Raw genomic sequence first — 25,536 nt, 5'->3', positions numbered from 1 at the left:
TTCAGTCATTTCTTTGCAAATTTTAAAATAAATTTCAACTTCTCTGACATAAACCAAAGTTTATCGAAACAATCCAGCGTAAAATAACATTTGAGTTGTTTTAGCAAAACAACGGCTTTTCTCAAAATAGATTTACATATGGTATTCGCAATGATTTCCGAAAGAAATAAAGAACGATTGTTTAAGCAAAATTTTGCCTCCGGTTTAGTCGTATTTTTAGTCGCTTTACCCTTATGTTTAGGTATTGCGCTTGCATCGGGTGCTCCGCCATTATCGGGAATTATTTCGGGAATTATCGGCGGTATCGTCATTGGTTTTCTAAGCACGTCACATATTAGTGTCGCAGGCCCAGCAGCCGGATTAGTGGCGATAGTTCTCGCTGCCATTAATCAACTCGGTAGTTTTGAACTGTTCTTGTGTGCCGGTATTGTAGCAGGCGCTATTCAGCTCTCGCTCGGTTTTTTGCGTGCCGGTAGCATTACTAACTATATACCGGTAGCGGTTATCGAAGGGATGTTAGCAGGGATCGGTATTCTGATTATTTTCTCGCAACTGCCCTATGCGTTAGGCAATAAACAAGTTTTCGCAGAACTAACACAACACCATTTAAATATTCATTTAGGCTCATTACTGATTGCGTTTATTTCGCTGTTTATTATGCTAGCTTGGGATAGTTCCCCTCGTTTGAAACAATTGAAAATGTTACCTTCCGCACTTGTTGCCGTTATCGTCAGTATCGGCATTAACCAACTATTTATCGCAACCAGTAGCCATTTAGTTATTCCGGCTAATCAGCTCGTGCAATTACCGATTGCTCAAAATTGGCAAGAAATGCGCCATTTAGTCCGCCTACCGGATTTTAGCGGTTTTGGTTCATCTATTGTATGGGTAACCGGTGCAACCATGGCGATCGTAGCCTCAATCGAAACTTTACTCTCAATTGAAGCCGCCGACCGTTTAGACAGCAAACGCCGTATTACCGATACTAATCAAGAATTACGCGCACAAGGTGTAGGAAATATTGTCTCTTCCGTATTAGGCGGCTTGCCAATTACCGCAGTAATTGTACGTTCTTCTGCAAATGCCAATGCCGGTGCAACTCATAAACTCTCAAGTATTATTCACGGCATTTTACTGTTTGTTTGTGTCTTGGCAATTCCAACAATTTTAAATCAAATTCCCTTAGCCACTTTATCTGCTGTCTTAATTTTGGTCGGCTATAAATTAGCTCGCCCAACGATCTTTAAACACTTTTGGCATAAAGGGATTTATCAATTTATTCCGTTTGTGGCGACGGCAGCGGCAGTGGTGGCGTTTGATTTACTCAAAGGGGTTGGATTGGGCTTAGTAATTAGTATTATCTTCTTACTTCAAGGCAACATGAAACGCGCTTATTATTTAAGCCGTGAAGAATTGGAAGACGCAAGTTACATAAAAATGCAACTTGCCGAAGAAGTCTCGTTTTTAAATAAAGCGGCAATTAAAAAGACCTTAAAAAATATTCGACCGAACTCTAAAGTGATTATTGATGCCTCTCGCACCTCTTACATTGCTTCGGACGTATTAGAATTAATTGAAGATTTCGCCAATATTACCGCACGAGAAAATCATATTCGTGTTTATTTAAAAGGCTTTAAATCCGATTACAATAACCAAGAAATCGACCACGCCAGCCACGTCAAAGTAGAACACGGTAGCCGAATTTAGATATTATTCTGAACCACGAAAAACACCGAATACACAGAATAAATGGAGCTTATAAAGGAAATCCCCCCTCTTTACTAAAGAGGGGGGATTTCCTTTATATATTAGCAAGTTATGATATCTCAAACAGTTATGTTCAAAGACGAGTGCCATCACAAAGTGTTCTAGAGCCACAGAGTGGCTCACTCAGCTGTAGGCTGATCGTAACCACGTACGACTTGCCGTGCGTGGTAAAACTAAGCACCTAAATTTACTTTAGCCGCTTCAATCGCTTCACGGACACGTTCCGGATTTACCCCGCCTTTCGCGCTACGTTTTTCTAAACAAGATTCTAACGAAAGAATTGGGTAAACATCTTCATCAATCACCGGGTGGAACTGTTTAAATTCCGCTACGCTTAACGCTTCCAACGGCTCACGTTTGCTGATGGCATAAACTACCGCTTCACCCACGATATGATGCGCTTCACGGAATGGAATACCTTTCGCCACTAAGTAGTCCGCAAGTTCAGTTGCATTTGAATAACCTTGTTGTGCCGCTTCACGAGTACGCTCCACGTTCACATTGATATCTTCCAGCACTAACGCCCCAATCTCTAAGCAAGCCTGCCAGGTTTCCATCGCATCAAAGATGCCTTCTTTGTCTTCTTGCATATCTTTATTATATGCAAGCGGTAAGCCTTTTAAGGTGGTGAGCAAGCCTGATAATGCCCCAAAAACACGACCTGATTTACCACGAATTAACTCGCACGCATCCGGGTTTTTCTTTTGCGGCATTAATGAAGAACCAGAGGTGACACGATCCGATAATTCCAAGAATGCCGATTCACCGCTATTGAAGAAAATAAGATCTTCAGCAAAACGTGATAAATGTACCATACTGATTGAAGCGGTTGAGAGCAGTTCCAACACGTGGTCACGATCCGAAACCGAATCCAAGCTATTACGTGTGCCAATCGCAAAACCGAGATCCTGTGCCAGTGCATCACGATCGATTGAATACGCCGTACCGGCTAATGCACCAGAGCCTAACGGGCAAGTGTGCATGCGTTTATAAGCATCGCTTAAACGGCTGAAATCACGCTCCAACATTTCGTAATACGCCATACACCAGTGCGCAAAAGTAATCGGCTGCGCACGTTGTAAATGGGTATAACCTGGCATTACCGCATTTTGATTTGCTTCAGCGGTTTCAACCAATTTGTGTTGCAAGTTGCGGATACGCTCTTGTAATACGATCGCTTGTACTTTACACCACATTTTCATATCCACCGCAACTTGGTCGTTACGGCTACGACCGGTGTGGAGCTTTTTACCTAAATCACCGACTTTTTCGATCAGTTTTGATTCAACCCAGCTATGAATATCTTCCGCATCATCACGTAAAATAATCGCAATATTCGGCTCAATTTCCGCACGTAGCTCTTTTAACGCCACCACTAATTGTTGGTGTTCCTGCTCGGTTAAAATACCAACCGAAGTAATCGCTTTCGCCCAACCGATTGAGCCGTCGATATCTTGTAATGCTAAACGATAGTCAAAACGTAATGAGTCATTGAAAAATTTAAATTTTGCATCAGCTTCTTGTTTAAAACGTCCACCCCAAAGTGCCATATTGTGTTCCTTTTCGCTTCTTTAATCTTATTAAAAGATGTCCTGTACATCTGAATAGGAATATTTTGCATAAATATGCAAAATTATTCAATAATTATTTATAACAAGCGGTTAAATTTCCTCATTTTTTTGCCATTTGTATAATTTACACACAGGAATATATAAATGTAGGCGAGTTAGATACGTAGATCAAGCACTTTAACGACTATTTTCGAAAGCCAAAAATTGTCAATTTTTACTTAAACAGACCTTTACTAACTAATGTTTTACCCACTAAAGCCGTAATATTTTTACGTTCCAACATTAGCTGAGTGCGGTTTAAATAGGCCTGAAAGTGCGGTGTGTTACGGTGCTGTTGGTAAGCTGTTTCATTCGCATAGATTTCAAAAAAGCGCCACTCATTCGGTTGGTCTTTGCGTGTAGCGGCGTACATTAAAATCACGCCGTTTTCTTTTGCCATTGATTGTTTCATCTCATCTAACACAATTGCTTTAAAGTCTTCATTTTGTGCGGGGTTCACGCTCACTTCAGCTAAATTAATGAGATAATCACCGTTTTCAAATATTGCAAGCGGTTGTTTTTCCAATAAAATTTGCGAATCTAGTGGCTCGACTTTACGACCAGTTACTGCAGTTTTAGCAACTTCAACAAACTGTTTAAAATGTGGCGCATTGATATGTGTTTGATAAGCAGCTTCATCTTGGTAAATTTCCAAAATCACATTTTTGCTTGGCTCATCTTTTTTCACGGTATGGAACATTGCTAACGTACCAGCTTCGGTTTGAATTGACGTGCCAAGATTCGTTTTACCCACCGTATCAATCGCTTGCTGTTGTTCTGGTTTGACCGTGAGTTCAAATAGACTCATTTTTTGCTCAGCATTACTCATTGTCGATACTCCCAATAAAAAAGTGGTAAGCAATCTTTTCATTATTGCAAACTCCTAATTAAGCTGTTCAAACGCTCTGCGTGTTTTTTTGCTTCTTGTTTTTGGGCATCAATTTTTTCTTGGTTTTCACGGCTGGTGTAGCCGATACCGTTAGTGTAGATATAGCCTGCATAATCAAGGTTGCAGAGTTTTGCCATCATTTCAAACTGCGGGGCAAAATCTTCCATTGTATGCTCAAAAAAGCCCTCTTTTTGATAAAGCGCTAATGGTGCACCAGTGGTGGTAGAGATAATCAATTTTTTGCCCGCTAATTTGGCGGTTGAACCATGAGCGAAACCGTGTTCAAACACCTCGTCTAACCATAATTTCATTACGCCAGAAAAACTAAACCACGAGAATGGGAATTGGAATACGATAATATCGGCATTGAGTACTGCGGCTTGCTCAGCAGCAATATCAAACGTACCATTTTTAAAGAGTTGATCTAATTTTCGGATTTCCGCATTCGGCAATAATTTTGCCGTTTCATCTAAAATCACTTGGTTAGCGATAGAGGTTGTTAAATCCGGGTGTCCTGAAACAATAAGCACACTTTTCATGTTGAGATCCTTATTTTCCTGCAAATTCAGTGATGTTTGCTGCAATGAGTTTTGGCTCAAATTCACGGATTTCATAGTCGGCTAAGTTTGGGTAGTAACAATCTTCCGCTAAAATTTGATCCAATTCCGCACGGCTATCAGTGTGAGCAAAAATCACGCCAGCGTTGGCTTGATCTTTGAATGGCCCAAGCATTAAAAATCTGCCTGCTTGGAAGTATTTTTTAAACCATTCTACGTGTTCAGCAAAAAGTTTTTCTTGTTGTTCTGCAGTTACATTGTTATTTACAGCAATGTTGATGATATACATTTTGAGTTCCTCTATTCGTTGAAAGTGTGGTTATTTTAAATCAATCATTTTTAATGATAAGATAGCAAATACTTAATTCATTCTTAGGTAAAATCACACAATGAATAGTTCAATCTACAATGCACTAACTGTTTTCCACACTATTGTCGCTGAAGGCTCAATTGCTGGTGCTGCACGAAGACTACAAATAGCATCACCTTCAGTAAGTCAGTCATTAAAGTTACTGGAAAACCATGTTGGTTTACCTTTGCTTAATCGTACCACTCGAAAAATGGAATTAACCGAAGCAGGACACCGCTTAATTGACAGTACCAAAAATGCCTTGCAATCGCTTTCTACGGCGGTGGAAACCGTGCAAGATTTGAGTGAGAAACCAAAAGGGTTGGTTCGTATGACCGTGCCACATATTGCTTATTGGCTGTTCATTGAACCGAGATTAGGAGAATTTGCCGAGCAATTTCCAGATATTCAGTTAGAAATTTCAATCAATGACGGCACGGTAGATATTCTGAAACAAGGATTTGATTTAGGATTTCGTTTTGGTAATCAGGTTGAAGAACAAATGGTTGCTAAAAAGCTGACTGAACCATTTCGGTTAGGCATTTACGCTTCAAAAACGTATCAGCAGAAATATGGATTACCTAAAACACTCAATGCATTACAACAACATAAACTGATCGGCTTTCGCTTTGCAACCAGTAACCGTGTTATGCCATTAACATTGCAAGATAAAGGGGAAAATATTCGTATAGAAATGCCAATGCCGATGATCGTTAATAGCTTGGTGGTGGCAAAATCTGCTATTTTGCAAGGGGTGGGAATCGGGCGTTTTTTTGAACCATTAATGGCAATTCAGCCTGATAAAACGGAATTTGTACCAGTATTAGAAAAACATTGGCAAAGTTTTGGAGCGTTATATCTTTACTTTATGCAACACAGCCAAAAAGTAGGGCGAATTAAAGCGGTGATTGAGTTTTTTACCGCAACTGAATAAAAAAACAAACTGCACTTTAATGGTTAAGCTTAATAAGCAAACAAATTAAAGTGCAGGTTTTTTATAACAACATATAAATCATTTTACAAATGAGGCATTACTTTCTTCACCAACTAAGCAAATAAATCGTTTAAGCCTTCAATAATTGTCGGGTGAGTAAAGATCTGATTTTTGACATAGCTTGCCGGAATTTTGTAGTCCATCGCCATTTTAAACAGATTGATAATTTCATGTGCTTCTGCACAGAATAACGTTACACCCAAAATTTCATCCGTATCTGCATCAATAATGGCTTTCAACAATCCGTCTGTTTGACCCAATACTTTGGCTTTTGGAATCATTTCGGCTTTCATTTTCTTCACAATTACATTGCGTCCCGATTTTTGTGCCGCACTTTCGGTTAAACCGATATGCGCAAACGGTGGCTCGGTAAATACCGCTGTCGGGAATACCGCACGATCATCACGGCTACGTTTACCTTCTGCAAATAATTGGTCTCGCACAATGCGGTAATCATCTAATGAAATGTAGGTAAACTGCGCAGAACCGGCAACATCACCCATCGCCCAAATATGTGATTTACCTGCAACACGTAATTGTTCATCGGTAATGATTGCACCTCGCTCATTTAGCTTAATACCGGCATTTTCAAGCGCTAAACCTTCTGTATTCGCACGGCGACCGATCGCAACTAATACCGCGTCGGCAACAAATTCACCTTGATTGGTGGCTACGGTAGTCGAATCTGCATTTTCAATGAAACGTTCCGTTTGCACACCTAAATGCACTTGGATACCTTTACGATTCAATACATCAAGCATCGCTTCCGCCATATCACGATCTTCACGTGCCAAGAAAGTATCGCCATTCTCTAAAATAGTAACTTGGCTACCAAATGCTTGATACATAAAGGCAAATTCTAATGAAATATAACCGCCGCCAACGATCACAAGGCGATCCGGGCGCTCAGTTAAAGATAGAATTCCCGTACTGTCATAAATTCTCGCGCTATCCGCTCCTTCAATCGCTAAACGATTTGAACTCGCACCGGTATTGATAAAAATTTTATCGGCACCTACTTCAAATTCGCCGTCACGACCGTTTAATAACACAGTATGTTCGTCTTTAAAACTCGCTTTGGCGGTAATAATACGCACATTTTCAAGGCTATCTAACTTAGCAAAATTTGCGGTACGCAATTTACCGATTAAGCCGTTTTTTGCCGTCATTGACTGATTAAATACAGTGACTTTATCCGCCACATTTTGCCCTTTCTGTCCTTCTACCAATAATTTTTTAGAAGGGATACAACCAATATTGATACAAGTGCCGCCGTACATTGCTTCACTTTGTTCCACCAAAATCACTGATTGTCCTGCTTTAGCTAAATCCGTCGCTAAGGTTTTTCCAGCTTTACCAAAACCAATCACTAAATTCTCTACTGAGAGCTGTTCCATACAATATCCTTAAATCTATCATTAAACGAAGTTGTTATAAGTCATGATATATAATTGAAACCTTACAAAAAAAAGCGGTCGAATCTGCAAAATTTTTTGCAAATCCAACCGCTTGTAAACCTTCCGTTTTACTTATAACGTAATCTTCTGACCTTTATGCGCACTTTCAAATGCCGCTTCGATAATACGTAAAACTAAAGTGACTTCTGCTAATTTTACGATTGGCTCTGCACTTGTTGTGAGTACTTGGTATAAATCATCCACTAAATTTTGATAACTGGCTTGAGCATTCGGGTAAGGCTTACGAATTACTTCACCGTCAATTTCCGTATGTAATATGCCCCATTCAGTTTCCGGCTCTGCATTCCAGTTGCCAATTGGCTGCACACCTTTGCTTAAATGCGCTTCTTGGCTGTCTGTCGCTTGTTTCATATAAGAGCCGTTTTTGCCATGCAATACGAATGCAGGGCTTGGTTCTCGTGCATATTTAGACGCTTGTAAGGCAACTTTTAAACCGTTTTCGTAGTAGAGATGTAAATCAAAATTATCGTCCACCAACGCTTTATCATGCTGATAACGAATATCGGCGAATACCGCTTGCGGCTTGCCAAACAGATAAACCGCTTGGTCAATCAAATGTACACCTAAGTCATAAACTAACCCAGTGCCACGATCGCCCGCTTCTTTCCATACTTTGGCATTTTTACCTTTGGCATAACGATCAAAGCGAATTTCACAATCCACTACCTCGCCCACTAAATTTTTAGCCAAGACTTCTTTTGCAGTGGCAATATGGCTATCCCAACGGCGATTTTGGTAAACATATAGCACCACATTTTGCTGTTTAGCTAACTGTTCTAGTTCTAATGCTTCTGCGGCACTCGCTACAAGCGGCTTCTCAACTAAAACGTGTTTACCAGCTAATAACGCACTTTTCACCATCTCATAGTGCGTTTGATTTGGTGTGGTGATCACCACTAAATCCACTTCATCACTCAATAAGGCATCAAAGCTACGTACGGTTTCGACTTCTGGTAACCAAAGCTGTGCATTATTTGTAGTACGTTCAAAAACTTTCATAATTTGAAAGCGAGCATCTTGTTTAAAAAAAGGCACATGAAAAACTCGGCTGGAATAGCCGACACCGGCAATCGCTACATTTATCACTTTCATTATTTTCTCCTAAATATAATCTTTAATCTATTCTAAAAGAAAGCGGTTAAATTTACCGCTTTTTTTGCAAAAAAAGCCGTATCTTGCACAACAAGATACGGCTTAGTGATTATTTATTCATACAACATTTTTTGTATTTTTTACCGCTTCCACACGGACAAGGCTCATTTACGCCCACTTTATTTTGATTTACGTAAGGTTGTGGCTTTTCAAGTAATGGTGCAGCTTCATTAACCTGTTCAAAAATAGCTAATGCCGCATTACGAAGCGCTTTTTCAATTTTGCGCTGCTCTTCCAACGGTGGCATTTGCTCCGCATAGCTTGATTTGGCGTGCTGTTCGATTAAATCAAAATATGGCTGAATTTCTGCTGAGAGATTTTGCCAATTTGCCGCCATTGTGCCAACAATATAGCCACCACACCAAGGAGAAACGACCACTAATTTACGGCGACCGACACGCTCTTCCCAAAAAATCGGGTGATATTCTTTTTTGTCGTTGAGAAGTGTTTGGGCCAATGAATTGTAATGACGAGAAACCAACTCAATAAATTGCTTCGAACGTTTGTCTTCTAAATTAGGCACGTCATTATTAAACAAAATCGGTAACCAATCCGTCATTGCCGGTACATTTACGGATGATAAAATTGCGGTTAAAAAACCATCTAATTCCGAAACGTTTAATAAAATCGCATCTTCATCGCCTTTATTGGCATACGAAAATAATAGCTCATCAAGTAACTCAAATTCTTCACTGGTTAAAGGTGCGGCTAATTTATCGCTCATTGTCTCTCCTACTGATAAAATTTAAGGGGCGTATTATGCTACTTTTTGGCGAGCTAGTCATTAGCCGCTAGCATGAAAGCGCTATTTCACTTCCAAACTTTCGCCAATCAAATAAAACTGTCCTCCGGCAACATAATGTAGCGTACGTAGGTCATTTTCAGCTTGGTCAAAAATCCAGTGGTTATCTTTAAACACGCGATCATCGGCATAAGCCGCTAACACTTTTCCGATAAAAAGATCATGATCTTGCTGGTTCTCTTGATTTCGGATCAATTCACATAAAATCCACCCAGCGCAACCTTTTACCAACGGAATATCAAAACCGTCTTGATAAAAAATCTCAACATTATCCAATTTATGAGGATCGCTATGACGTGAAGTCGAACCGAGCTTCAGCACTAATTCCGCTTGGTTTGCTACCGGAATTTGAATCGCAAATAAACCGCTTTTCTCAACCAAACCTCGTGTAAAAGCTTGCTTATCTAATACGGTTGTAACCTTAGAAAGCGGGCCGTAATCCAAGGCACAAGACCAAGCCACCGCCATGACATTTTCAATGTTATCCGCTTTTGCCGAAACTAACGTTGTCGGGCCAATATTGAGTAAACGGTATGATTTTTCAACCGGAACAGAAACAATCGCCATTTTTTCTCCTAGTAAATAAGCTAATTAATAAAACGTAAGCTATATTGTACACACGGTTTCAGCATAAAACATACTAATTTTAGTATCGTAAAAAATCAGGTAAATCTCACCGCTTTTTGATCATTGCCAAGTGAAATGAAATAATTATTTCAATCGAAAAGATTAAATCTTGTACAATATTTAGCACTATGTTTACAAGTAAGGAAAAATTATGAAAAAAGCATTTATCTTTGATATGGACGGCGTGCTGATTGACTCAGAACCCTTATGGCAACAGACAGAGTTAGATCTTTTACATCACTATGGTATTCCGATTACCGAACAAGAACTTGCCTGTACTCGAGGAATGCCGTCCGTACCAGTATTACGATATGCCAGTGAATTGTACCAAAAGCCTTTGGATATCGAAAAAGTCGCTCAAGAACTATTAGATGCGGCAATCAGTAATATTTTAAAAGCGAAACCGCTGATGAATGGCGTACCGGAAACCTTGGAATTACTTGCACAAAATGACATAAAAATCGCAATTGCTTCTGCGTCACCACGCTATATGTTAGAAAACATTGTCAAAAGTTGTGGTATTGCCGATTATTTCAGTTATATCGCTTCCGGCGCAGAGCTGCCTTATAGCAAGCCACATCCGGCAGTATATTTACAAGCGGCACAAGGCTTAGGAATCGCCCCTGCCGAATGCGTCGGGATTGAAGATTCTAAAACGGGTATGATCTCAGTTAAAGCCGCTTCGATGAGCTGTATTGTGATCCCAAATCCACTAGAATTTCATGAAAATTACTGGGCATTAGCAGATTTTAAATTGGCACAAATGAATGCGATTAATCAGCCGTTTTTAGCACAGCTTTAATGACTGGCGCATAAATGACAAGCGGTCGAATTTGCAAAATTTTCTGCAAATTCGACCGCTTGTTATGTATGAAGAATTAGTGAATATCTTCAGCTAAGAACCCACCGCTTTGGTGTGCCCAAAGTTTAGCGTAAACCCCATTTTGTGCCAGTAATTCTTCGTGGCTGCCTTGTTCCACAATTTCACCTTTATCTAACACAATCAGTCTATCCATCGCCATAATGGTTGAAAGACGGTGAGCAATTGCCACTACCGTTTTGCCATCCATTAGCTCGGTTAGGTTTTCTTGAATCGCAGCTTCCACTTCCGAATCCAACGCACTGGTTGCTTCATCCAATAACAGAATCGGCGCATCTTTTAACATCACACGCGCAATCGCAATACGTTGACGCTGACCACCTGAGAGTTTTACCCCTCGTTCGCCTACGTGCGCATCAAAACCGGTTCTGCCTTTTGCATCTTGTAGATTCGGGATAAATTCCGCCGCTGCCGCTTTTTCTACCGCTTTAAGCATTTCTTCCTCGGTCGCATTCGGACGACCGTAAAGTAAGTTTTCACGCACTGAACGATGTAATAGCGAAGTATCTTGCGTCACTAAACCGATTTGTGAGCGAAGGCTCTCTTGGGTAATATCACGTACATTTTGACCATCAATCGTAATTGAGCCGTCTTGAATATCGTAAAAACGTAGCAACAAGTTAGTGAGTGTCGATTTACCGGCACCGCTGCGTCCGACTAAACCGACTTTTTCACCGGCTTTAATGGTTAATTCAAAATCTTTAAGCAACGGCTTTTTCGGATCATACGCAAAATTGACGTGCTCGAATTTAATTTCACCTTTGCTGACTTCCAACGGTTTTGCATCCGCTTTATCTACTACCGTATGCGGTTTTGATAGCGTTTGCATACCGTCTTGTACCGTGCCCAAGTTTTCAAATAAACGAGCAAACTCCCACATGATCCATTGCGATAAGCCTTTAATACGTAAAGCTAAAGCAGTTGAAGTGGCAATCGCACCGGCAGTAACTAATTCTGCACCCCATAACCATAAACCAATACCGGCAGTTGCAACGATTAAACCGATACTCATCGCATTGGTAAGGGTTTCGATGACTGTTACCAGACGCATTTGTTTATGCACGGTGACCATAAATTCTTGCATTGATTCTTTCGCATACGCCGACTCACGGTTGCCGTGTGAGAACAATTTTACCGTGGCAATATTTGAATAAGCATCGGTAATACGACCGGTCATCAAGCTACGAGCGTCCGACTGTTCCTGTGCCGCTTCCGCCAATTTCGGGACGAAAATGCGGATCGTCACCGCCAATGCAATAACCCATAGAATAAATGGCAAAAACAACCAACCGTCAAACTGCAATAAGATCACACTGGAAGTCGTTAAATAAACCGCAACGTAAACCAACATATCCGCACAGGTCATAATCACATCACGTACGGCTAAAGCGGTTTGCATCACTTTTGCTGAAACTCGTCCGGCAAATTCGTCTTGATAAAAGCCCATACTCTGACCGAGCATTAAACGGTGGAAATTCCAGCGCAAGCGCATTGGAAATACGCCTTGTAACGATTGAAAGCGGATGCTACTCGCTAAAAAAACAAATAAAATCCCTAACAAAGCGATGCAAAACATTGCAATAATACTACCGCTTTTCTCCGCCCAAAGTTGCACCGGAGAATATTTTGCTACCCAGTCAACCAATTCACCCATAAATTGAAACAGCACCGCTTCGATAATCCCGACCGCCGCAACTAACACGGTTAGCATGACTAAATAACCTCGCATACCTTTGGTCGCTTCAAAGATAAACGGAATAATTCCGGCTTTTGGCGTGCTGGGCGCATCTTCCGGATAGGTTTCGATTCTCGCCTCAAACCAGCTGAAAATTTTGTTTAACATCTTACTTTCCTGAAAAAACTAAAAGACGCAAGGTGCGTCTGTCAAAATTAGAATATATTTTGCAGAAGAAAAAGACGTAATAAAAATTACGCCTTTTTGAATGACTATGGATTTAATAATTTCTCATCAAGCGCTAAATCTTCGTTACGGTTTACGCCAATACCTTTGGCTAACACATCACGAGCAATTTGATGCGCTTCTTCCAGCGAATGTTCTTTATAAGAACCGCATTGATATTCGTTTAATTCCGGAATTTTTGACACATCCGGCACTTTATGTAAAGCATCTTCCATTGATTTAGTCCATGCCGAAACCACATCCGCTTCGCTTGGCGTACCGATTAACGACATATAGAAACCGGTACGGCAGCCCATCGGTGAAATATCAATGATTTCCACATTTTCGCTATTTAAATGATCACGCATAAAGCCGGCAAATAAGTGTTCCATCGTATGGATACCACGCACCGGTAAAATATCAATATTCGGACGGCAAAAACGTAAATCGAATACGGTAATCGTATCACCTTTTGGGGTGGTCATCATTTTTGCAACACGTACAGCCGGTGCGTTCATACGAGTGTGATCAACTTTAAAGCTATCTAATAAAGGCATTTTTTACTCCAATTTAAAATTTAAAGGGGGTAACGATAATTACCCCATATTCTGAAATTATTCTGCGATTCCTTGATCCCATTCAGGCGCTTCTTGCGGAATCTTACGTTGTAATAAGAAATGACGATTCGGTTTCGCTTGCGGCTGTACCACTCTGCCCGATGGGGTTGAGAATTCAATACCGCCTTTTAATAACTGCGACATGGTGCCCGAATTCATACTCACTCCTTGTAAGCTGACATCCATGGTATAACCGGAAGCCGCCCAGAATTCAGTATTATTACGCACCAAATGTTGGTATCTACTTTCGATACTCAAGTGAATCATCACTCTGTCACCTAATTCACTTAGATTTAGACGTTTGACGATCCCCACTTGCATACCTCGGTAAAGCACCGGCGCATCTACCTCAATTCCACGTGCATCACTAGTTTCAACAATCACTGGGAAACCGTTCGCATAAATAGTTTTATTGGTATCGGTATCGCTTAAATTAAATTGCGTTTTGCGATTGCCGTTCCCAACATCGACATTAATGTAATTTTGTAACGCCGCATCAATATTTTTAACGCCGCTGGTGGTGATTTCCGGTGAAATCGCACTAAATCGACTGCCTTCCTTCGCCACTAAAGCATAATACTGGCTATCAATGTAAGCGGTCGCTTTTATCTGTTTCTTTACATTTTGTAACTCAAGCGATTCAATCTGACCGATAGTTAACCCCATATATTTGATGTCCATACCTTTTGAAAGTTTGGAAGCATCTTTGGCAATTAAGGTAATACGCGTATTGCCCGAAGTCGCTTTTGCTTGGCTGGCATATAAGGTTTTATCACCTTTAGTACCGCCGTTATCAAAGCTGATTGCGCCTTTCAAAGTGCGCATAAGTGGTGCGGCTTGTACATTCAAACCTTTCATAGAAAGCTCGGCAGAAACGGCCGGCTCAATCCAGAAACGGCTCTTATCACTGAGTAAATGGCGATACGCCGGTTCAATAAATAAATCGACTTCAAATTTACTTTTTTGAGGACGCACTTTCAGTACTTCACCGATTTGGAAATTTCGATAAAGCACCACAGAGCCTTTATCAATACCGGATAAATCATCAGCCGATAAGGTTAAAGTTGTCTTTTTATGATCATCAACGATACCGGCTTCGGCACTTTCAACATCTTTATAAAGCGGATACTGCTTTTTGGCCTCGCCTTGCGCTTTGTCCGTTAATAGTCGAATACCGCCTTTTAACCAATCCGTCGGTGAACCGGCTTGTACTCGCATTCCATCTAAACCAACCGATACATCTAAGTTTGAAATCGCAACAAATTTACTGTTACCGGCAACTAAATGGCGATATGGCGGATAAATAATACCTTGGAAAGTTACTCCGTCCAAAGTTAACTTACGTTTCAGCAATTCACCGATTTGTACATCGTTATAGTAAATTCCCTGCCCTTGATCAACGCTATATGATTGCGGTGCAGTAAAGGTTAACGCCAGTAAATTCGGGCGAGAAAGTAAATAATCCGCTTCTTTCTGCACTTCAAATTCAAGTTTGGGCTCACCTTTGCCAGCTTCTATATCAAAATACAGACCACGGAAAAGCTCATTAATTTTACTAATTTGCTCTTTATTTAAATTAAATTTAGGCTCTTTTAGTAAAATTTTACTGCCTTGGCGCAATAAATCGACGTGGTTAGGATCGATCAATAATGTACCTTTCATCACGCCTTTATCTTGCGAATTTTCAGCTTTTGTTTGTGTATTTTCGTTATCAACAGGGACTGAAAGCTCTAAGTTCGATAGCACACCGACTTGCATATTCTGGAAAAATACCGGCGTTTCATTCACTTTAAGATTCGGCATAATCGGTAAAGTTACTTTTACTTCCGTACCTCGTTTTGCCGAACTTAAATTTTCGTACAGCTGAAACTTTTGTCCTTGGTCCGCTTGTAACGAATCATCCGGTGAATCAAATGCAACTGCCCCTTGTACAACTGAGGCAAGGCTATCTACGTTCACCGATACACCGCCAAGACCGACATTGGCAGTAATACCGCTTATATTCCAGAAATGCGAATTTTGTTTTACAAGATTGGCATACTTTTTATCAATCACGACATCAATTTCAACTTTTTTCTGATCATTGGTAAAACGGTAATCAGCAATGCTCCCGACCGGCACTTTACGGAAGTAAACGCTCGCCCCAACGGTAATCGATCCCAAATCATTCGAGATCAAACGAACCAATAAATCACCGTCGGTTACCGCCACCGCAGGCGGCTCTTCTTCTGCAATAAATTCATTCGCGCTTTTACCTTCACCCGGTAAAAGCGTGATGTAGTTACCGGAAACTAAAGCATCTAATCCGGAAACACCAGCAATTGAGGCGCTCGGTTTAACTAGCCAGAATTTTGTATCGTCCCGTAATACACTCTTAGCTTCCGGATTGATCTCAGCTTGAACCTCTACTTTTTTCAGATCATCTACGAAATATACTTTTTTTACCTGACCGATTTGTAAGCCTTGGTAACGGATCACCGTTTTACCGGCAGTAATGCCATCCCCTTCGTTAAAACGAATCGTAATTGTTTCACCTCTTTCTTTCAAAATCTGAAAAAAGAGCAAACAACCGATAGCAAACGCAACAATCGGTAACAACCAAAATGGCGAAATTTTACGAGGCTGACGCACCTTTGCCGGTACGGAGCTTAAAGCATTTTCATCTGTCATATCTATCGTTTATCTCGACAACTTTAGTGGTTTACTTTCGTAAAAAACAAACTAAAAATGACCGCTTGTAAGCGATTTTTAGCATCCTTTAGATAGCATAAAACCGAAGGTTTCAAAAACCTTCGGTATATTTTGCTAGAGATCCATACAAATCTACCGATTTCACGGATTCAAAATCAATTATTTTTTATCTTTTGATGAATCACAATGCGCAATGTCATTACATTTAGCATAGAGATATAAGCTGTGAGTCGCTAATTCCATACCATGTTGTTGACTGATTTCGCGCTGACGGCGTTCGATATCCGGATCTTTAAATTCAAATACCTTACCGCAATCCATACAGATAATATGATCGTGTTCTTGCTCTACGTTAAGCTCGAATACCGCTTTGTTCGCATCAAAGTTATGGCGAAGTAAAATACCAACCTCTTCAAATTGGTTTAATACACGGTAAACCGTTGCTAAACCAATATCAGAACCTTGTTCTAATAAGAGTTTGTAAATATCTTCTGCAGAAAAGTGCTGCATTTGATCGCGATGTTGTTGCATTAACGCAAGAATGGTTAAGCGAGGCTCGGTTACTTTTAAGCCAACACTTTTAAGAAGTTTTGTATTCTCTTCAGACATAACTGTCACCCTTTGTCTATCCAATTACTATGCTAATTGATCTAAGCACATTTCTTCAGTAAGTTGTTTACACCAACGGCTTACGCGCTCACTGGTTAATTCCGGTTGGCGATCTTCATCGATACATAAACCAACGAATGTATTTTCATCAACTAACGCTTGTGAAACTTCAAAACTATAGCCTTCTGTTGACCAATGACCAACAATCACTCCACCATTTTGTTCTACTACGTCACGAATAGTTCCCATTGCATCGCAGAAATATTCCGCATAATCTTCTTGGTCACCACAACCAAAAATACCGATAACTTTACCGCTAAAATCAATCTCTTTTAAAGTCGGCATAAAGTCATCCCAGTCTGCTTGAGATTCGCCGTAATACCAAGTCGGAATACCTAATAATAAGAAATCGTAAGCCTCAATATCTTCCTTGGTACTTTTCGCGATATCACGAATATCCACTAAATTCGCACCAAGTTCTTTCTGAATCATTTTTGAAATATTTTCTGTGTTACCAGTATCGCTACCGTAGAATAAACCTACCACTGCCATTTGAATTTACCTATTTTTCTAAGTCGGCGAAATTGTTGCCGATATAATCATTTAAAATAATTTCGATTAACTGTCCGCGTGTCACTCCACGTTGGGAAGCTTCCTCTTCCAAAGTCTGCACTAAGTCCGAATGTAGTTTTAATTCAACACGTTTAAGCCCGGACGAGCGATCTCGTTTAAGCTGATTTCGTTTATTAATTCGAACTTGTTGTTCCCGACTTAAAGGATTAGTGCGTGGTCGCCCAACTTTTGGCACGGTTGCGAACAGATCTAGCGTTATACAATCTGCATCCTGTTTTGCCATTTGTTCCACACGAGAGATATTTGCCTATCATTCCAATAGATCATTCTAATTGAGAATGAGACGCTACTAACTAATGAGGTGTGAACTATACCATACTAATTTAGTCTTGGAAATTGCACGCCCTAAATTTACATTGGATTTGCGGAACTTTTCAGAAAGCGTAGATTTGTGTTTGCTTTGCAAAATTCCACCCAAAATCAACCGCTTGTTACTCTTTAATATCGGCAAAAGTTGCATTGAGCAAACTTGCCAAATCTTGTGGTGCAAGTTCCACATCTAAGCCTCGTTTACCGCCTGATACAAACATCGTGACAAATTGTTGTGCGGAGCTATCAATCACGGTAGTTAAGCGTTTTTTCTGACCTAGAGGGCTAATTCCTCCCAGCAAATAACCGGTCGTTTTTTGGGCGATATCTTTATCCGCCATTTCCACTTTTTTCACACCGAGCGCACTCGCCGCACGTTTTAAATTTAGCGTATGCGAAACCGGCACAACCATCACCGCTAATTTTTTCTGATCACCGTTTTCCGCCACTAATAATGTCTTAAATGTCTGCTTAGCATCAATGCCTAATTTTTCCACCGCTTCTTGGCCGAAATTAGTGTTATTCGGATCATGTTCATAAGGATGAAGCGTATGTGCAATTTTTTGTTTTTTAATAAATTTATTGCTGGGGTCATTAGTTTTTCCTCTTAAAAATATTGTACAATTACTCCCTTTGTGTGTGCGTTACGCTAAATCAAGCGTATAAAAAAGGAGCAACTCACCTATGTCTAATTCAATTACATCCGATATCCGTTTAGCTATTGCCGCTGATTTTACCTTGTCATCAAAGTTACTTGAAGCACTAGCAGAGAGTGATTTGCGTTTAGACAATATTTCTGCGATCGAAATCGAACCGTTTGGTGAAGAACAATCACTTTATATGGGCAGCAAAGCGATCGAGCAAATTGCGATTGATGAAGTAAATTGGGCGGATTTCAGCCACGTTTTCTTTGCCGGAAAAATGGCGCAAGCCGAAATTTTGGCACAAGCAGTGCAAGCCGGTTGTATCGTACTCGATCTTTACGGCATCACTGCATTAATTGCCAATGTGCCAGTGGTCGTGCCAAGCGTAAATGACGAAGCGATCGCAAACTTACGTGAACGTAATATCGTGGCACTGGCTAACCCGCAAATTTCACAATTAGCGTTAACCCTCAAACCATTCTTAGCTCAGCCGTTAAGCCATATTTTTGTAACCTCATTGCTACCGGCAGCATATTTCGGTGATGAAAAAGTTAAAGAACTTGCCGGTCAAACCGCTCGGTTGTTAAACGGTATTCCGTTTGATGAAAATGCAGAACGTATCGCATTTGATACCGTGCCGGCAAATGTGCAAGGCGAAGAGAAAAACTTACCGTTCTCTCGTGTCTTTGAATTACAACTTGCAAAAGTTTTACCAAATTTAACCGCTTCTACCACTTTCCATTCGGTGCAAACACCGGTCTTTTACGGTATTTCACAAATGGTCACCTTACATTCGGAATATCAATTAGACGTTGAGAGTGTTAGCGCAGAATGGCAACAACAAAATTGGTTACGCTTCCACGAAGAAAGCGTGATGACACCTGTTAAAAACGGTGAAAATGAAGAAGAAAACTTACTTCAAATCAGCCAATTACTCACAAAATCAGAAAACGAGGTGCAATTCTGGTCGGTTGCTGACGAGCAAAAATTCAGCTTGGCATTCTTAGCCGTTCAACTTCTCAACTTAGTGTTGGAATACTAATTTTATCCGCCATGGAACAAAACGATAAAAGGTTGTGTTTGCGCCTTGTATCGCTTTCTGTTCCATGGTTTCTTTCTTTTTATTTGAGGTTTTTATGTTAGAACGTTTGTTCCAATTATCCGCAAAAGGCTCTAATGCCAAAACAGAAATCGTGGCAGGTATTACTACCTTCTTCACCATGGTTTACATCGTGTTCGTTAACCCGTCTATTCTTGGTGTAGCAGGTATGGATACCCAAGTGGTTTTCGTCACCACCTGTTTAATCGCTGCATTCGGTACGATTGCGATGGGCTTATTCAGTAATCTTCCTATCGCACTTGCACCGGCAATGGGCTTAAATGCGTTTTTCGCTTTTGTGGTAGTACAAAAATTAGGTTACTCATGGCAAGTGGGTATGGGCGCAATTTTCTTAGGCTCAGTCGGCTTATTCTTATTAACTGTTTTACAAATTCGTTATTGGTTTATGTCCGCCATTCCGCTCGGTTTACGTGTCGGTATCGGTGCGGGTATCGGTTTATTTATCGCCCTTATCGGTTTTAAAAATATGGGCTTAGTAGTAGCAAACCCGGCAACACTTGTTGCGCTGGGCGATCTGCACGATCCAAAAGTATTAATGGGCATCTTAGGCTTCTTTATTATTGTGGTGTTAGCCGCAAAAGGCATTCACTCAGGCGTACTTATTTCTATCGCTGTAGTCACTGCATTAGCGTTGATCTTTGACCCTGCGGTAAGTTTTAACGGTGTAATGTCTATGCCGCCAAGTTTAGATGCGGTAGTCGGTCAGGTGGATATTGCCGGTGCGTTAGATGTCGGTTTACTCGGCATTATTTTCTCTTTTATGTTAGTAAACTTATTCGACTCATCAGGTACATTAATTGCGGTAACCACCAAAGCCGGTTTTGCCGATGAACAAGGTCGCTTCCCACGTATGAAACAAGCGTTATTAGTGGACAGTACTGCAGCAATGGCAGGTTCATTTATGGGAACATCGGCAATCAGTACTTATATCGAAAGCGGCTCAGGTGTATCCGTTGGCGGTCGTACCGGTTTAACTGCGGTAACCGTAGGTATCTTATTCTTATTAACCATTTTCTTCTCGCCGCTTGCTGGTGTCGTTCCGGCTTATGCAACTGCCGGTGCATTAGTTTTCGTGGGCATTTTAATGGCTTCAAGTTTAATTGAAGTGAAATGGGATGACTTAACCGAAGCGACTCCGGCGTTTATCACGACAGCAATGATGCCGTTTACTTATTCAATTACCGAAGGTATTGCATTCGGCTTTATTTCATATTGTGTGATGAAAGCTTGTACCGGTCGTTGGAAAGAAATCAATCCATCTGTTGCGGTAGTATCATTATTATTTATCGCAAAATTTGTTTGGGTTGGCTAATAACGCTTAACCACGGAATACACAAACAGCAACTTTGGTAAAAAATATGCAAAATTAGACCGCTTGTTTTGTGTATTCCGTCTTTTTAAGGGAACACTTATGCAAAAACTCCTCTTTATCTTCAACTCAGCGCCTTACGGCAATGAATCTTTATTTAGCGGTTTACGTTTAGCGCTACAAATTCAAGAACAGCATAAAGCTCAAATCAAATTATTCTTAATGTCCGATTCCGTCACGGCAGGTTTGAAAAAACAAAATCCGGCGGAAGGCTACAACCTACAACAAATGCTGGAAATTCTCACCGCACAGGGCGCAACCGTTAAACTTTGCAAAACCTGTACCAATGCACGTGGCATTACTGAATTACCACTGGCAGACGGTGTAGAAATCGGTACGTTAATTGAACTGGCGGATTGGACAATCGAAGCAGACAAGGTATTAAATTTCTAATGCAACATTTTGATGTCGTTATCATTGGCGCCGGCGCATCCGGTTTATTTTGCGCCGCACAACTTGGACAAGCCGGCAAACGAGTCGCCGTTTTAGACCCGGGTAAAAAGATCGGACGTAAAATTTTAATGTCCGGCGGTGGTTTTTGTAACTTTACTAATTTAGAGGTTACGGCGAATCATTACCTCAGCCAAAATAAACACTTTGTAAAATCGGCGCTGGCTCGTTATACCAATTGGGACTTTATCGCTTTAGTCGCACAATACGGAATCGGCTACCACGAAAAAGAATTAGGACAATTATTCTGTGACGAAAGCTCGCAGCAAATTGTCGATTTACTGCAAGCGGAATGTGACAAAGGCAAAGTGGAAATCTTTTTACGACAAGCGGTCATTTCTGTCGAAAAATTTGCAAAAAATTTCCAAATTCAGACCGCTAGTGAAACCTTTGAAACCGAGCATTTAGTCATCGCCACCGGCGGCTTATCTATGCCAGCGTTAGGCGCTAGCCCATTCGGTTATAAAATTGCCGAGCAATTCAATATTCCGGTGATTCCGCCACGAGCAAGCCTTGTGCCTTTTACTTGGAAAGACTCGGACAAACATTTTGCGACACTTTCCGGCATTGCGTTACCGATTCGCGCCACTTGTGGGCAGCAAAGTTTTAGTAATCAAATGTTGTTTACTCATCGAGGTTTATCCGGCCCGGCAATTTTGCAAATTTCTAATTATTGGGACTTGGGTGAAACGGTGGAAATTGATTTGTTACCCTCTGATGACATTTCAACAATCTTAACCGAATTGCGTCAATCTTCGCCGAAATTACAGCTAAAAACCGTATTAAGTCGTTACTTACCGAAAAAATTAGTCGAGCTTTGGCTGGAACAAGGTGATTTCAAAGATAATGTGATTGCTCAGTTAAGCAAAACGGAATTAGCTCAGTTAGATCAACTGATTCACCATTGGCAATTTTTACCCAACGGAACGGAAGGTTATCGCACCGCCGAGGTCACAATGGGTGGCGTAGATACTGATTTTATTTCGTCAAAAACAATGCAAGCGAAACATACCGAAGGTCTTTATTTTATCGGTGAAGTGTTGGATGTGACCGGCTGGCTCGGCGGCTATAATTTCCAATGGGCGTGGTCGTCCGCTTTTGCTTGTGCGGAAGCGATTATTGAAAAATAGTATTTATAAACCACGGAATGCACTGAGAACACGGATATTTGGCTTGGAAGAATAATATTACTCAAAGTCAATAAAACAACCTCAAGCCAAACGGGATAAAACAAAAAACGGAAGCTGATTTCTCAACTTCCGTTTTTTGTTTTAAGCTTTCAATTAACGTGCACGGAAAATAATACGTGCTTTGCTTAAATCGTATGGCGTCATTTCTACCGTTACTTTATCACCGGTTAAAATACGGATATAGTTTTTACGCATTTTACCTGAAATATGTGCGGTAACAACGTGACCGTTTTCTAATTCCACACGAAACATTGTATTTGGTAAGGTTTCTAAAATTGTACCTTGCATCTCAATGCAATCTTCTTTAGCCATTGATTCCTCTTTAAATTAGGGTTTGGATATAAATAAAAAAACGGGGTTTATTATACTCTCATCAGCCTAAATTACAATCATTTCCAAGCGATTACTTACGTCTAAATGTACGGCGACGTGAATGAAAACGTTGGGTTTGAGTCTTAGTCGTGGTTGTCGGCAGCTTAACCGATGAATGAATCACCACGCTTTTACGACGGAAGAAATAATGGTAACTACTTGCAAGCAAGATGCCTGCCAAGACTAAAATAATCAGTTGGCCATATAGCTGATGGAAAATGCGCTCCACTTTACTTTTGGTCGTTTGCCCATATTCCGCATCAAATGTCACACGCAAAAAACCGACTAAATCTTGCTGAGAAAAAATCGGCTCTACGATTTGTTGGGTTGCTAGTTGCTGAGCATTCTCTTCCGTCTTGTCTTGCTTAAGTAACGATTTAAATTCTAAAGCATTATGGCTTTGGGCAATCAAAGTGCCTGACGGTGAATACAAACTGGCATCAATTACAAAATCTTCTTTCGAAAACGTGTCTAATGCTTCGATCAAATCTTCGTTTTTTACATTTTTCACTAACATCAACGAAAACAAATTCGCTTGTTGACGCACTAATAAATGCGAAAGGTTGGAAACTTGATTAACACTCGCCAGTTGTGAACCTAATTTAAACTGGTTAACGCCGCTTAAAATCACACTCACAACCATTACACATAATGCGCTAATTCCGGCAAGTAAACCGATTTTCACGAGTTTTTCACGGGGTAAATACATAGATTAATTGCTAATAAATAGTCGATAATAGATAATTCAAATACGCATTATCTATGCACAATTCCAAAATGTCTATTAAAAAGAGAACACTATGCCAAACACCATTTTTATCTTTGCCAAGCAACTAAGCGAACAGCAAATTCAGCAATTCTCACTACAAACCGATGCAAAATTGTTAAAACAAGCGGTCTATTTAGGCTATAGCCTTGCATTTTTTGAAACAAATTTGACCGCTTGCGAGTTACGTGAAGCGGCAAGCCAAGTAGCAGCAGATGTGGCGGATTTAGCGATTGTGCCGAATCTTGCGGAAGCCGGCTTATTGGTTATGGATATGGATTCCACCGCAATTAAAATCGAATGTATTGATGAGATTGCCAAGCTCGCGGGTTCCGGTGAAATCGTCTCAGCAATTACCGCAAGTGCGATGCGTGGAGAACTGGATTTTGAGCAAAGTTTACGTAAACGAGTTGGTACGCTGGAAAATGCACCGGAAAGTATTTTGCAAACCGTACGAGAAAAGCTACCGCTGATGGACGGCTTTGAACAAATGGTCAGCGAGCTAAAAGCATACGGCTGGAAACTTGCAATTGCCTCGGGCGGTTTTGACTATTTCGCTGATTATTTAAAAGAGAAATATCAGTTGGATTATGCAGTTTCGAATCAGTTAGAAATTATTGACGGCGAGTTAACCGGTGTCGTGCTGGGTAAAGTGGTGGATGCACAATATAAAGCGGAAACTTTAACCAAGTTGGGCGAACAATTTAATATTCCACAAACTCAGTGGGTAGCGATTGGTGATGGCGCCAATGATTTACCGATGATCAAAACCGCTACCCTCGGGGTTGCGCTGCACGCTAAACCAAAAGTTCAAGAACAGGCGAAATTTGTGATAAACTTTGGCGACTTGAGCGCATTGTGCGTGCTGCTTAATGCGAAAAATCTCTATGTATCATCCAACTAAGCTAATGCAAGCTGTGTTAGCCGTAGTTTTCAATAATGAGGAATAAAAAATGCCATCTTTTGATATCGTTTCTGAAATTACCATGCACGAAGTGCGTAACGCCGTTGAAAATGCTAACCGTGTTTTAAGCACACGTTATGACTTCCGTGGTGTTGAAGCAATTATTGAGCTTAACGAAAAAAACGAAAGCATTAAATTAACCACCGAATCTGATTTCCAATTAGAGCAATTAATCGAGATTTTAATCGGTTCTTGTGTAAAACGTGGTATCGAACACAACTCACTTGATATTCCAAGTGAAGCGGAACACCACGGTAAACTCTACTCAAAAGAGATTAAACTTAAACAAGGTATCGAAACAGAAATGGCGAAGAAGATCACAAAATTGATCAAAGATTCAAAAATTAAAGTTCAGACCCAAATTCAAGGTGAGCAAGTACGTGTAACTGGCAAATCTCGTGATGATTTACAAGCGGCAATCCAGCTGGTAAAAGGCGCAGAACTTGGTCAGCCGTTCCAATTTAATAACTTCCGCGACTAACAAGCGGTTAAATTTTGCAATTTTTTTGCAAATTTGATGAGGTGAACTATGTCTGGTAAATCGTCAGATACATCACAAAGCTGGTTCAAAAAAATGCTGGCGAAATACGATAAATTTTGTGAAGAACTCGGTGTAAACCAAGGTGCTTGCCGTGGCTGCGTGCCGGTGGTGAAATTCGATCCGGAAAAAGAACCGAAATCAACAAAATCACAAGATAAAAACGCGACAGAACAGCACTCAAGCTAGTCCTACTACTAAATCCTCCCTGACTAATTTTAGCGGGGAGGATTTTTTTATTTAGTGGCTTTTTGATAAT

Annotated in this window: 26 protein-coding genes and 1 pseudogene; 10 read left to right on the top strand and 17 right to left on the bottom strand. The window is 40.6% G+C overall.

What is annotated here, in order from left to right; translation table 11 throughout:
* The first annotated feature begins 150 nt into the window (after positions 1-150).
* Entirely contained in the window at positions 151-1,707 is a 1,557-nt protein-coding gene (locus tag ASU1_RS00845) for a SulP family inorganic anion transporter (RefSeq protein WP_039194800.1), read from the top strand.
* Between the two features lie 233 nt (positions 1,708-1,940).
* On the opposite strand, the gene argH is transcribed toward ASU1_RS00845, so the two are convergent.
* The 4 genes from argH to ASU1_RS00825 all read right to left on the bottom strand — a co-directional run bounded on the left by argH (position 1,941) and on the right by ASU1_RS00825 (position 5,112).
* Positions 1,941-3,317 carry an argininosuccinate lyase gene (argH, locus tag ASU1_RS00840; protein WP_014990977.1) on the bottom strand — a complete coding sequence of 459 codons (1,377 nt, stop codon included), beginning with the start codon at positions 3,315-3,317 and terminating at the stop codon, positions 1,941-1,943.
* A gap of 235 nt (positions 3,318-3,552) precedes the next feature.
* Positions 3,553-4,248 (bottom strand): putative quinol monooxygenase, encoded by a 696-nt coding sequence (locus ASU1_RS00835; protein WP_014990976.1) that lies wholly within the window; start codon positions 4,246-4,248, stop codon positions 3,553-3,555.
* Positions 4,248-4,805 (bottom strand): NAD(P)H-dependent oxidoreductase, encoded by a 558-nt coding sequence (locus ASU1_RS00830; protein ID WP_014990975.1) that lies wholly within the window; start codon positions 4,803-4,805, stop codon positions 4,248-4,250. The genes ASU1_RS00835 and ASU1_RS00830 overlap by 1 nt, the downstream gene beginning before the upstream one ends.
* Before the next feature lie 10 nt (positions 4,806-4,815).
* Positions 4,816-5,112 carry a YciI family protein gene (locus ASU1_RS00825; protein ID WP_014990974.1) on the bottom strand — a complete coding sequence of 99 codons (297 nt, stop codon included), beginning with the start codon at positions 5,110-5,112 and terminating at the stop codon, positions 4,816-4,818.
* A gap of 100 nt (positions 5,113-5,212) precedes the next feature.
* Between ASU1_RS00825 and ASU1_RS00820 the strand changes: the two genes are divergently transcribed.
* A complete protein-coding gene (locus ASU1_RS00820; protein WP_014990973.1) occupies positions 5,213-6,106 on the top strand; it encodes a LysR family transcriptional regulator in 894 nt (297 codons plus the stop codon).
* Positions 6,107-6,219: 113 nt separating this feature from the next.
* Here ASU1_RS00820 and ASU1_RS00815 read toward each other — a convergent pair whose 3' ends face one another.
* From ASU1_RS00815 to ASU1_RS00800, 4 genes are all read right to left on the bottom strand, one after another.
* Positions 6,220-7,563 carry an FAD-dependent oxidoreductase gene (locus tag ASU1_RS00815; RefSeq protein ID WP_014990972.1) on the bottom strand — a complete coding sequence of 448 codons (1,344 nt, stop codon included), beginning with the start codon at positions 7,561-7,563 and terminating at the stop codon, positions 6,220-6,222.
* A 132-nt stretch (positions 7,564-7,695) separates the two neighbouring features.
* Entirely contained in the window at positions 7,696-8,736 is a 1,041-nt protein-coding gene (locus ASU1_RS00810) for a Gfo/Idh/MocA family oxidoreductase (RefSeq protein ID WP_014990971.1), read from the bottom strand.
* A 109-nt stretch (positions 8,737-8,845) separates the two neighbouring features.
* Positions 8,846-9,520: a UPF0149 family protein gene (locus ASU1_RS00805; RefSeq protein WP_014990970.1), complete on the bottom strand. Its 675-nt coding sequence runs from the start codon at positions 9,518-9,520 to the stop codon at positions 8,846-8,848.
* An 81-nt stretch (positions 9,521-9,601) separates the two neighbouring features.
* Positions 9,602-10,165, bottom strand: a complete 564-nt coding sequence (locus ASU1_RS00800) for a flavin reductase family protein (protein WP_014990969.1) — start codon at positions 10,163-10,165, stop codon at positions 9,602-9,604.
* A 211-nt stretch (positions 10,166-10,376) separates the two neighbouring features.
* Between ASU1_RS00800 and hxpB the strand changes: the two genes are divergently transcribed.
* Positions 10,377-11,027 (top strand): hexitol phosphatase HxpB, encoded by a 651-nt coding sequence (gene hxpB / locus ASU1_RS00795; protein WP_039194797.1) that lies wholly within the window; start codon positions 10,377-10,379, stop codon positions 11,025-11,027.
* A 76-nt stretch (positions 11,028-11,103) separates the two neighbouring features.
* On the opposite strand, the gene ASU1_RS00790 is transcribed toward hxpB, so the two are convergent.
* From ASU1_RS00790 to ybaK, 7 genes and pseudogenes are all read right to left on the bottom strand, one after another.
* Positions 11,104-12,948 (bottom strand): ABC transporter ATP-binding protein, encoded by a 1,845-nt coding sequence (locus ASU1_RS00790; RefSeq protein ID WP_014990967.1) that lies wholly within the window; start codon positions 12,946-12,948, stop codon positions 11,104-11,106.
* Between the two features lie 104 nt (positions 12,949-13,052).
* A complete protein-coding gene (gene luxS / locus ASU1_RS00785; RefSeq protein WP_014990966.1) occupies positions 13,053-13,562 on the bottom strand; it encodes an S-ribosylhomocysteine lyase in 510 nt (169 codons plus the stop codon).
* A 57-nt stretch (positions 13,563-13,619) separates the two neighbouring features.
* Positions 13,620-16,292, bottom strand: a complete 2,673-nt coding sequence (locus ASU1_RS00780; protein WP_014990965.1) for a PqiB family protein — start codon at positions 16,290-16,292, stop codon at positions 13,620-13,622.
* 180 nt (positions 16,293-16,472) lie between these two features.
* Entirely contained in the window at positions 16,473-16,922 is a 450-nt protein-coding gene (fur, locus tag ASU1_RS00775; RefSeq protein WP_014990964.1) for a ferric iron uptake transcriptional regulator, read from the bottom strand.
* A gap of 27 nt (positions 16,923-16,949) precedes the next feature.
* Entirely contained in the window at positions 16,950-17,474 is a 525-nt protein-coding gene (gene fldA, locus ASU1_RS00770; protein ID WP_005621908.1) for a flavodoxin FldA, read from the bottom strand.
* 10 nt (positions 17,475-17,484) lie between these two features.
* A complete protein-coding gene (gene ybfE / locus ASU1_RS00765) occupies positions 17,485-17,778 on the bottom strand; it encodes a LexA regulated protein (RefSeq protein WP_014990963.1) in 294 nt (97 codons plus the stop codon).
* A gap of 208 nt (positions 17,779-17,986) precedes the next feature.
* Positions 17,987-18,459 (bottom strand): annotated as a pseudogene (gene ybaK / locus ASU1_RS00760) (Cys-tRNA(Pro)/Cys-tRNA(Cys) deacylase YbaK).
* An 89-nt stretch (positions 18,460-18,548) separates the two neighbouring features.
* On the opposite strand from ybaK, the gene ASU1_RS00755 reads away from it, so the two are divergent.
* From ASU1_RS00755 to ASU1_RS00740, 4 genes are all read left to right on the top strand, one after another.
* A complete protein-coding gene (locus tag ASU1_RS00755; RefSeq protein WP_014990961.1) occupies positions 18,549-19,550 on the top strand; it encodes an oxidoreductase in 1,002 nt (333 codons plus the stop codon).
* Positions 19,551-19,644: 94 nt separating this feature from the next.
* Positions 19,645-20,940 carry an NCS2 family permease gene (locus tag ASU1_RS00750; protein WP_014990960.1) on the top strand — a complete coding sequence of 432 codons (1,296 nt, stop codon included), beginning with the start codon at positions 19,645-19,647 and terminating at the stop codon, positions 20,938-20,940.
* 99 nt (positions 20,941-21,039) lie between these two features.
* Positions 21,040-21,390, top strand: a complete 351-nt coding sequence (locus ASU1_RS00745) for a DsrE/DsrF/TusD sulfur relay family protein (RefSeq protein ID WP_014990959.1) — start codon at positions 21,040-21,042, stop codon at positions 21,388-21,390.
* Entirely contained in the window at positions 21,390-22,577 is a 1,188-nt protein-coding gene (locus ASU1_RS00740; RefSeq protein ID WP_014990958.1) for a BaiN/RdsA family NAD(P)/FAD-dependent oxidoreductase, read from the top strand. Before ASU1_RS00745 ends, ASU1_RS00740 begins: the two co-directional genes overlap by 1 nt.
* 153 nt (positions 22,578-22,730) lie before the next feature.
* Here ASU1_RS00740 and infA read toward each other — a convergent pair whose 3' ends face one another.
* Entirely contained in the window at positions 22,731-22,949 is a 219-nt protein-coding gene (gene infA, locus ASU1_RS00735; protein ID WP_005598198.1) for a translation initiation factor IF-1, read from the bottom strand.
* A gap of 91 nt (positions 22,950-23,040) precedes the next feature.
* A complete protein-coding gene (locus ASU1_RS00730) occupies positions 23,041-23,718 on the bottom strand; it encodes a YtjB family periplasmic protein (protein ID WP_014990957.1) in 678 nt (225 codons plus the stop codon).
* A 91-nt stretch (positions 23,719-23,809) separates the two neighbouring features.
* On the opposite strand from ASU1_RS00730, the gene serB reads away from it, so the two are divergent.
* Genes serB through ASU1_RS00715 form a run of 3 tightly spaced genes read left to right on the top strand, consistent with a single transcriptional unit; the run spans position 23,810 to position 25,466 of the window.
* Positions 23,810-24,679, top strand: a complete 870-nt coding sequence (gene serB / locus ASU1_RS00725) for a phosphoserine phosphatase SerB (protein ID WP_014990956.1) — start codon at positions 23,810-23,812, stop codon at positions 24,677-24,679.
* A gap of 49 nt (positions 24,680-24,728) precedes the next feature.
* The gene (locus ASU1_RS00720) at positions 24,729-25,220 is read left to right on the top strand and encodes a YajQ family cyclic di-GMP-binding protein (RefSeq protein WP_014990955.1); all 492 of its coding nucleotides are present in this window, start codon (positions 24,729-24,731) and stop codon (positions 25,218-25,220) included.
* A 48-nt stretch (positions 25,221-25,268) separates the two neighbouring features.
* Complete coding sequence (locus ASU1_RS00715) at positions 25,269-25,466, top strand: DUF5363 domain-containing protein (protein ID WP_005620436.1); 198 nt, start codon at positions 25,269-25,271, stop codon at positions 25,464-25,466.
* Positions 25,467-25,536: the final 70 nt, after the last annotated feature.

Origin of the sequence: Actinobacillus suis ATCC 33415, assembly GCF_000739435.1 — a bacterium.
Classification (GTDB): Bacteria; Pseudomonadota; Gammaproteobacteria; order Enterobacterales; family Pasteurellaceae; genus Actinobacillus; species Actinobacillus suis.
The sequence above is the reverse complement of the archived record's forward strand: the minus strand, read 5'-3'. Positions and strand labels throughout refer to the sequence as shown.

Coding starts and splice junctions, on each gene's coding strand:
- ASU1_RS00845 (WP_039194800.1), top strand. CDS start 151: ATGATTTCCGAAAGAAATAAAGAACGATTGTTTAAGCAAAATTTTGCC.
- argH (WP_014990977.1), bottom strand. CDS start 3,317: ATGGCACTTTGGGGTGGACGTTTTAAACAAGAAGCTGATGCAAAATTT.
- ASU1_RS00835 (WP_014990976.1), bottom strand. CDS start 4,248: ATGAAAAGATTGCTTACCACTTTTTTATTGGGAGTATCGACAATGAGT.
- ASU1_RS00830 (WP_014990975.1), bottom strand. CDS start 4,805: ATGAAAAGTGTGCTTATTGTTTCAGGACACCCGGATTTAACAACCTCT.
- ASU1_RS00825 (WP_014990974.1), bottom strand. CDS start 5,112: ATGTATATCATCAACATTGCTGTAAATAACAATGTAACTGCAGAACAA.
- ASU1_RS00820 (WP_014990973.1), top strand. CDS start 5,213: ATGAATAGTTCAATCTACAATGCACTAACTGTTTTCCACACTATTGTC.
- ASU1_RS00815 (WP_014990972.1), bottom strand. CDS start 7,563: ATGGAACAGCTCTCAGTAGAGAATTTAGTGATTGGTTTTGGTAAAGCT.
- ASU1_RS00810 (WP_014990971.1), bottom strand. CDS start 8,736: ATGAAAGTGATAAATGTAGCGATTGCCGGTGTCGGCTATTCCAGCCGA.
- ASU1_RS00805 (WP_014990970.1), bottom strand. CDS start 9,520: ATGAGCGATAAATTAGCCGCACCTTTAACCAGTGAAGAATTTGAGTTA.
- ASU1_RS00800 (WP_014990969.1), bottom strand. CDS start 10,165: ATGGCGATTGTTTCTGTTCCGGTTGAAAAATCATACCGTTTACTCAAT.
- hxpB (WP_039194797.1), top strand. CDS start 10,377: ATGAAAAAAGCATTTATCTTTGATATGGACGGCGTGCTGATTGACTCA.
- ASU1_RS00790 (WP_014990967.1), bottom strand. CDS start 12,948: ATGTTAAACAAAATTTTCAGCTGGTTTGAGGCGAGAATCGAAACCTAT.
- luxS (WP_014990966.1), bottom strand. CDS start 13,562: ATGCCTTTATTAGATAGCTTTAAAGTTGATCACACTCGTATGAACGCA.
- ASU1_RS00780 (WP_014990965.1), bottom strand. CDS start 16,292: ATGACAGATGAAAATGCTTTAAGCTCCGTACCGGCAAAGGTGCGTCAG.
- fur (WP_014990964.1), bottom strand. CDS start 16,922: ATGTCTGAAGAGAATACAAAACTTCTTAAAAGTGTTGGCTTAAAAGTA.
- fldA (WP_005621908.1), bottom strand. CDS start 17,474: ATGGCAGTGGTAGGTTTATTCTACGGTAGCGATACTGGTAACACAGAA.
- ybfE (WP_014990963.1), bottom strand. CDS start 17,778: ATGGCAAAACAGGATGCAGATTGTATAACGCTAGATCTGTTCGCAACC.
- ASU1_RS00755 (WP_014990961.1), top strand. CDS start 18,549: ATGTCTAATTCAATTACATCCGATATCCGTTTAGCTATTGCCGCTGAT.
- ASU1_RS00750 (WP_014990960.1), top strand. CDS start 19,645: ATGTTAGAACGTTTGTTCCAATTATCCGCAAAAGGCTCTAATGCCAAA.
- ASU1_RS00745 (WP_014990959.1), top strand. CDS start 21,040: ATGCAAAAACTCCTCTTTATCTTCAACTCAGCGCCTTACGGCAATGAA.
- ASU1_RS00740 (WP_014990958.1), top strand. CDS start 21,390: ATGCAACATTTTGATGTCGTTATCATTGGCGCCGGCGCATCCGGTTTA.
- infA (WP_005598198.1), bottom strand. CDS start 22,949: ATGGCTAAAGAAGATTGCATTGAGATGCAAGGTACAATTTTAGAAACC.
- ASU1_RS00730 (WP_014990957.1), bottom strand. CDS start 23,718: ATGTATTTACCCCGTGAAAAACTCGTGAAAATCGGTTTACTTGCCGGA.
- serB (WP_014990956.1), top strand. CDS start 23,810: ATGCCAAACACCATTTTTATCTTTGCCAAGCAACTAAGCGAACAGCAA.
- ASU1_RS00720 (WP_014990955.1), top strand. CDS start 24,729: ATGCCATCTTTTGATATCGTTTCTGAAATTACCATGCACGAAGTGCGT.
- ASU1_RS00715 (WP_005620436.1), top strand. CDS start 25,269: ATGTCTGGTAAATCGTCAGATACATCACAAAGCTGGTTCAAAAAAATG.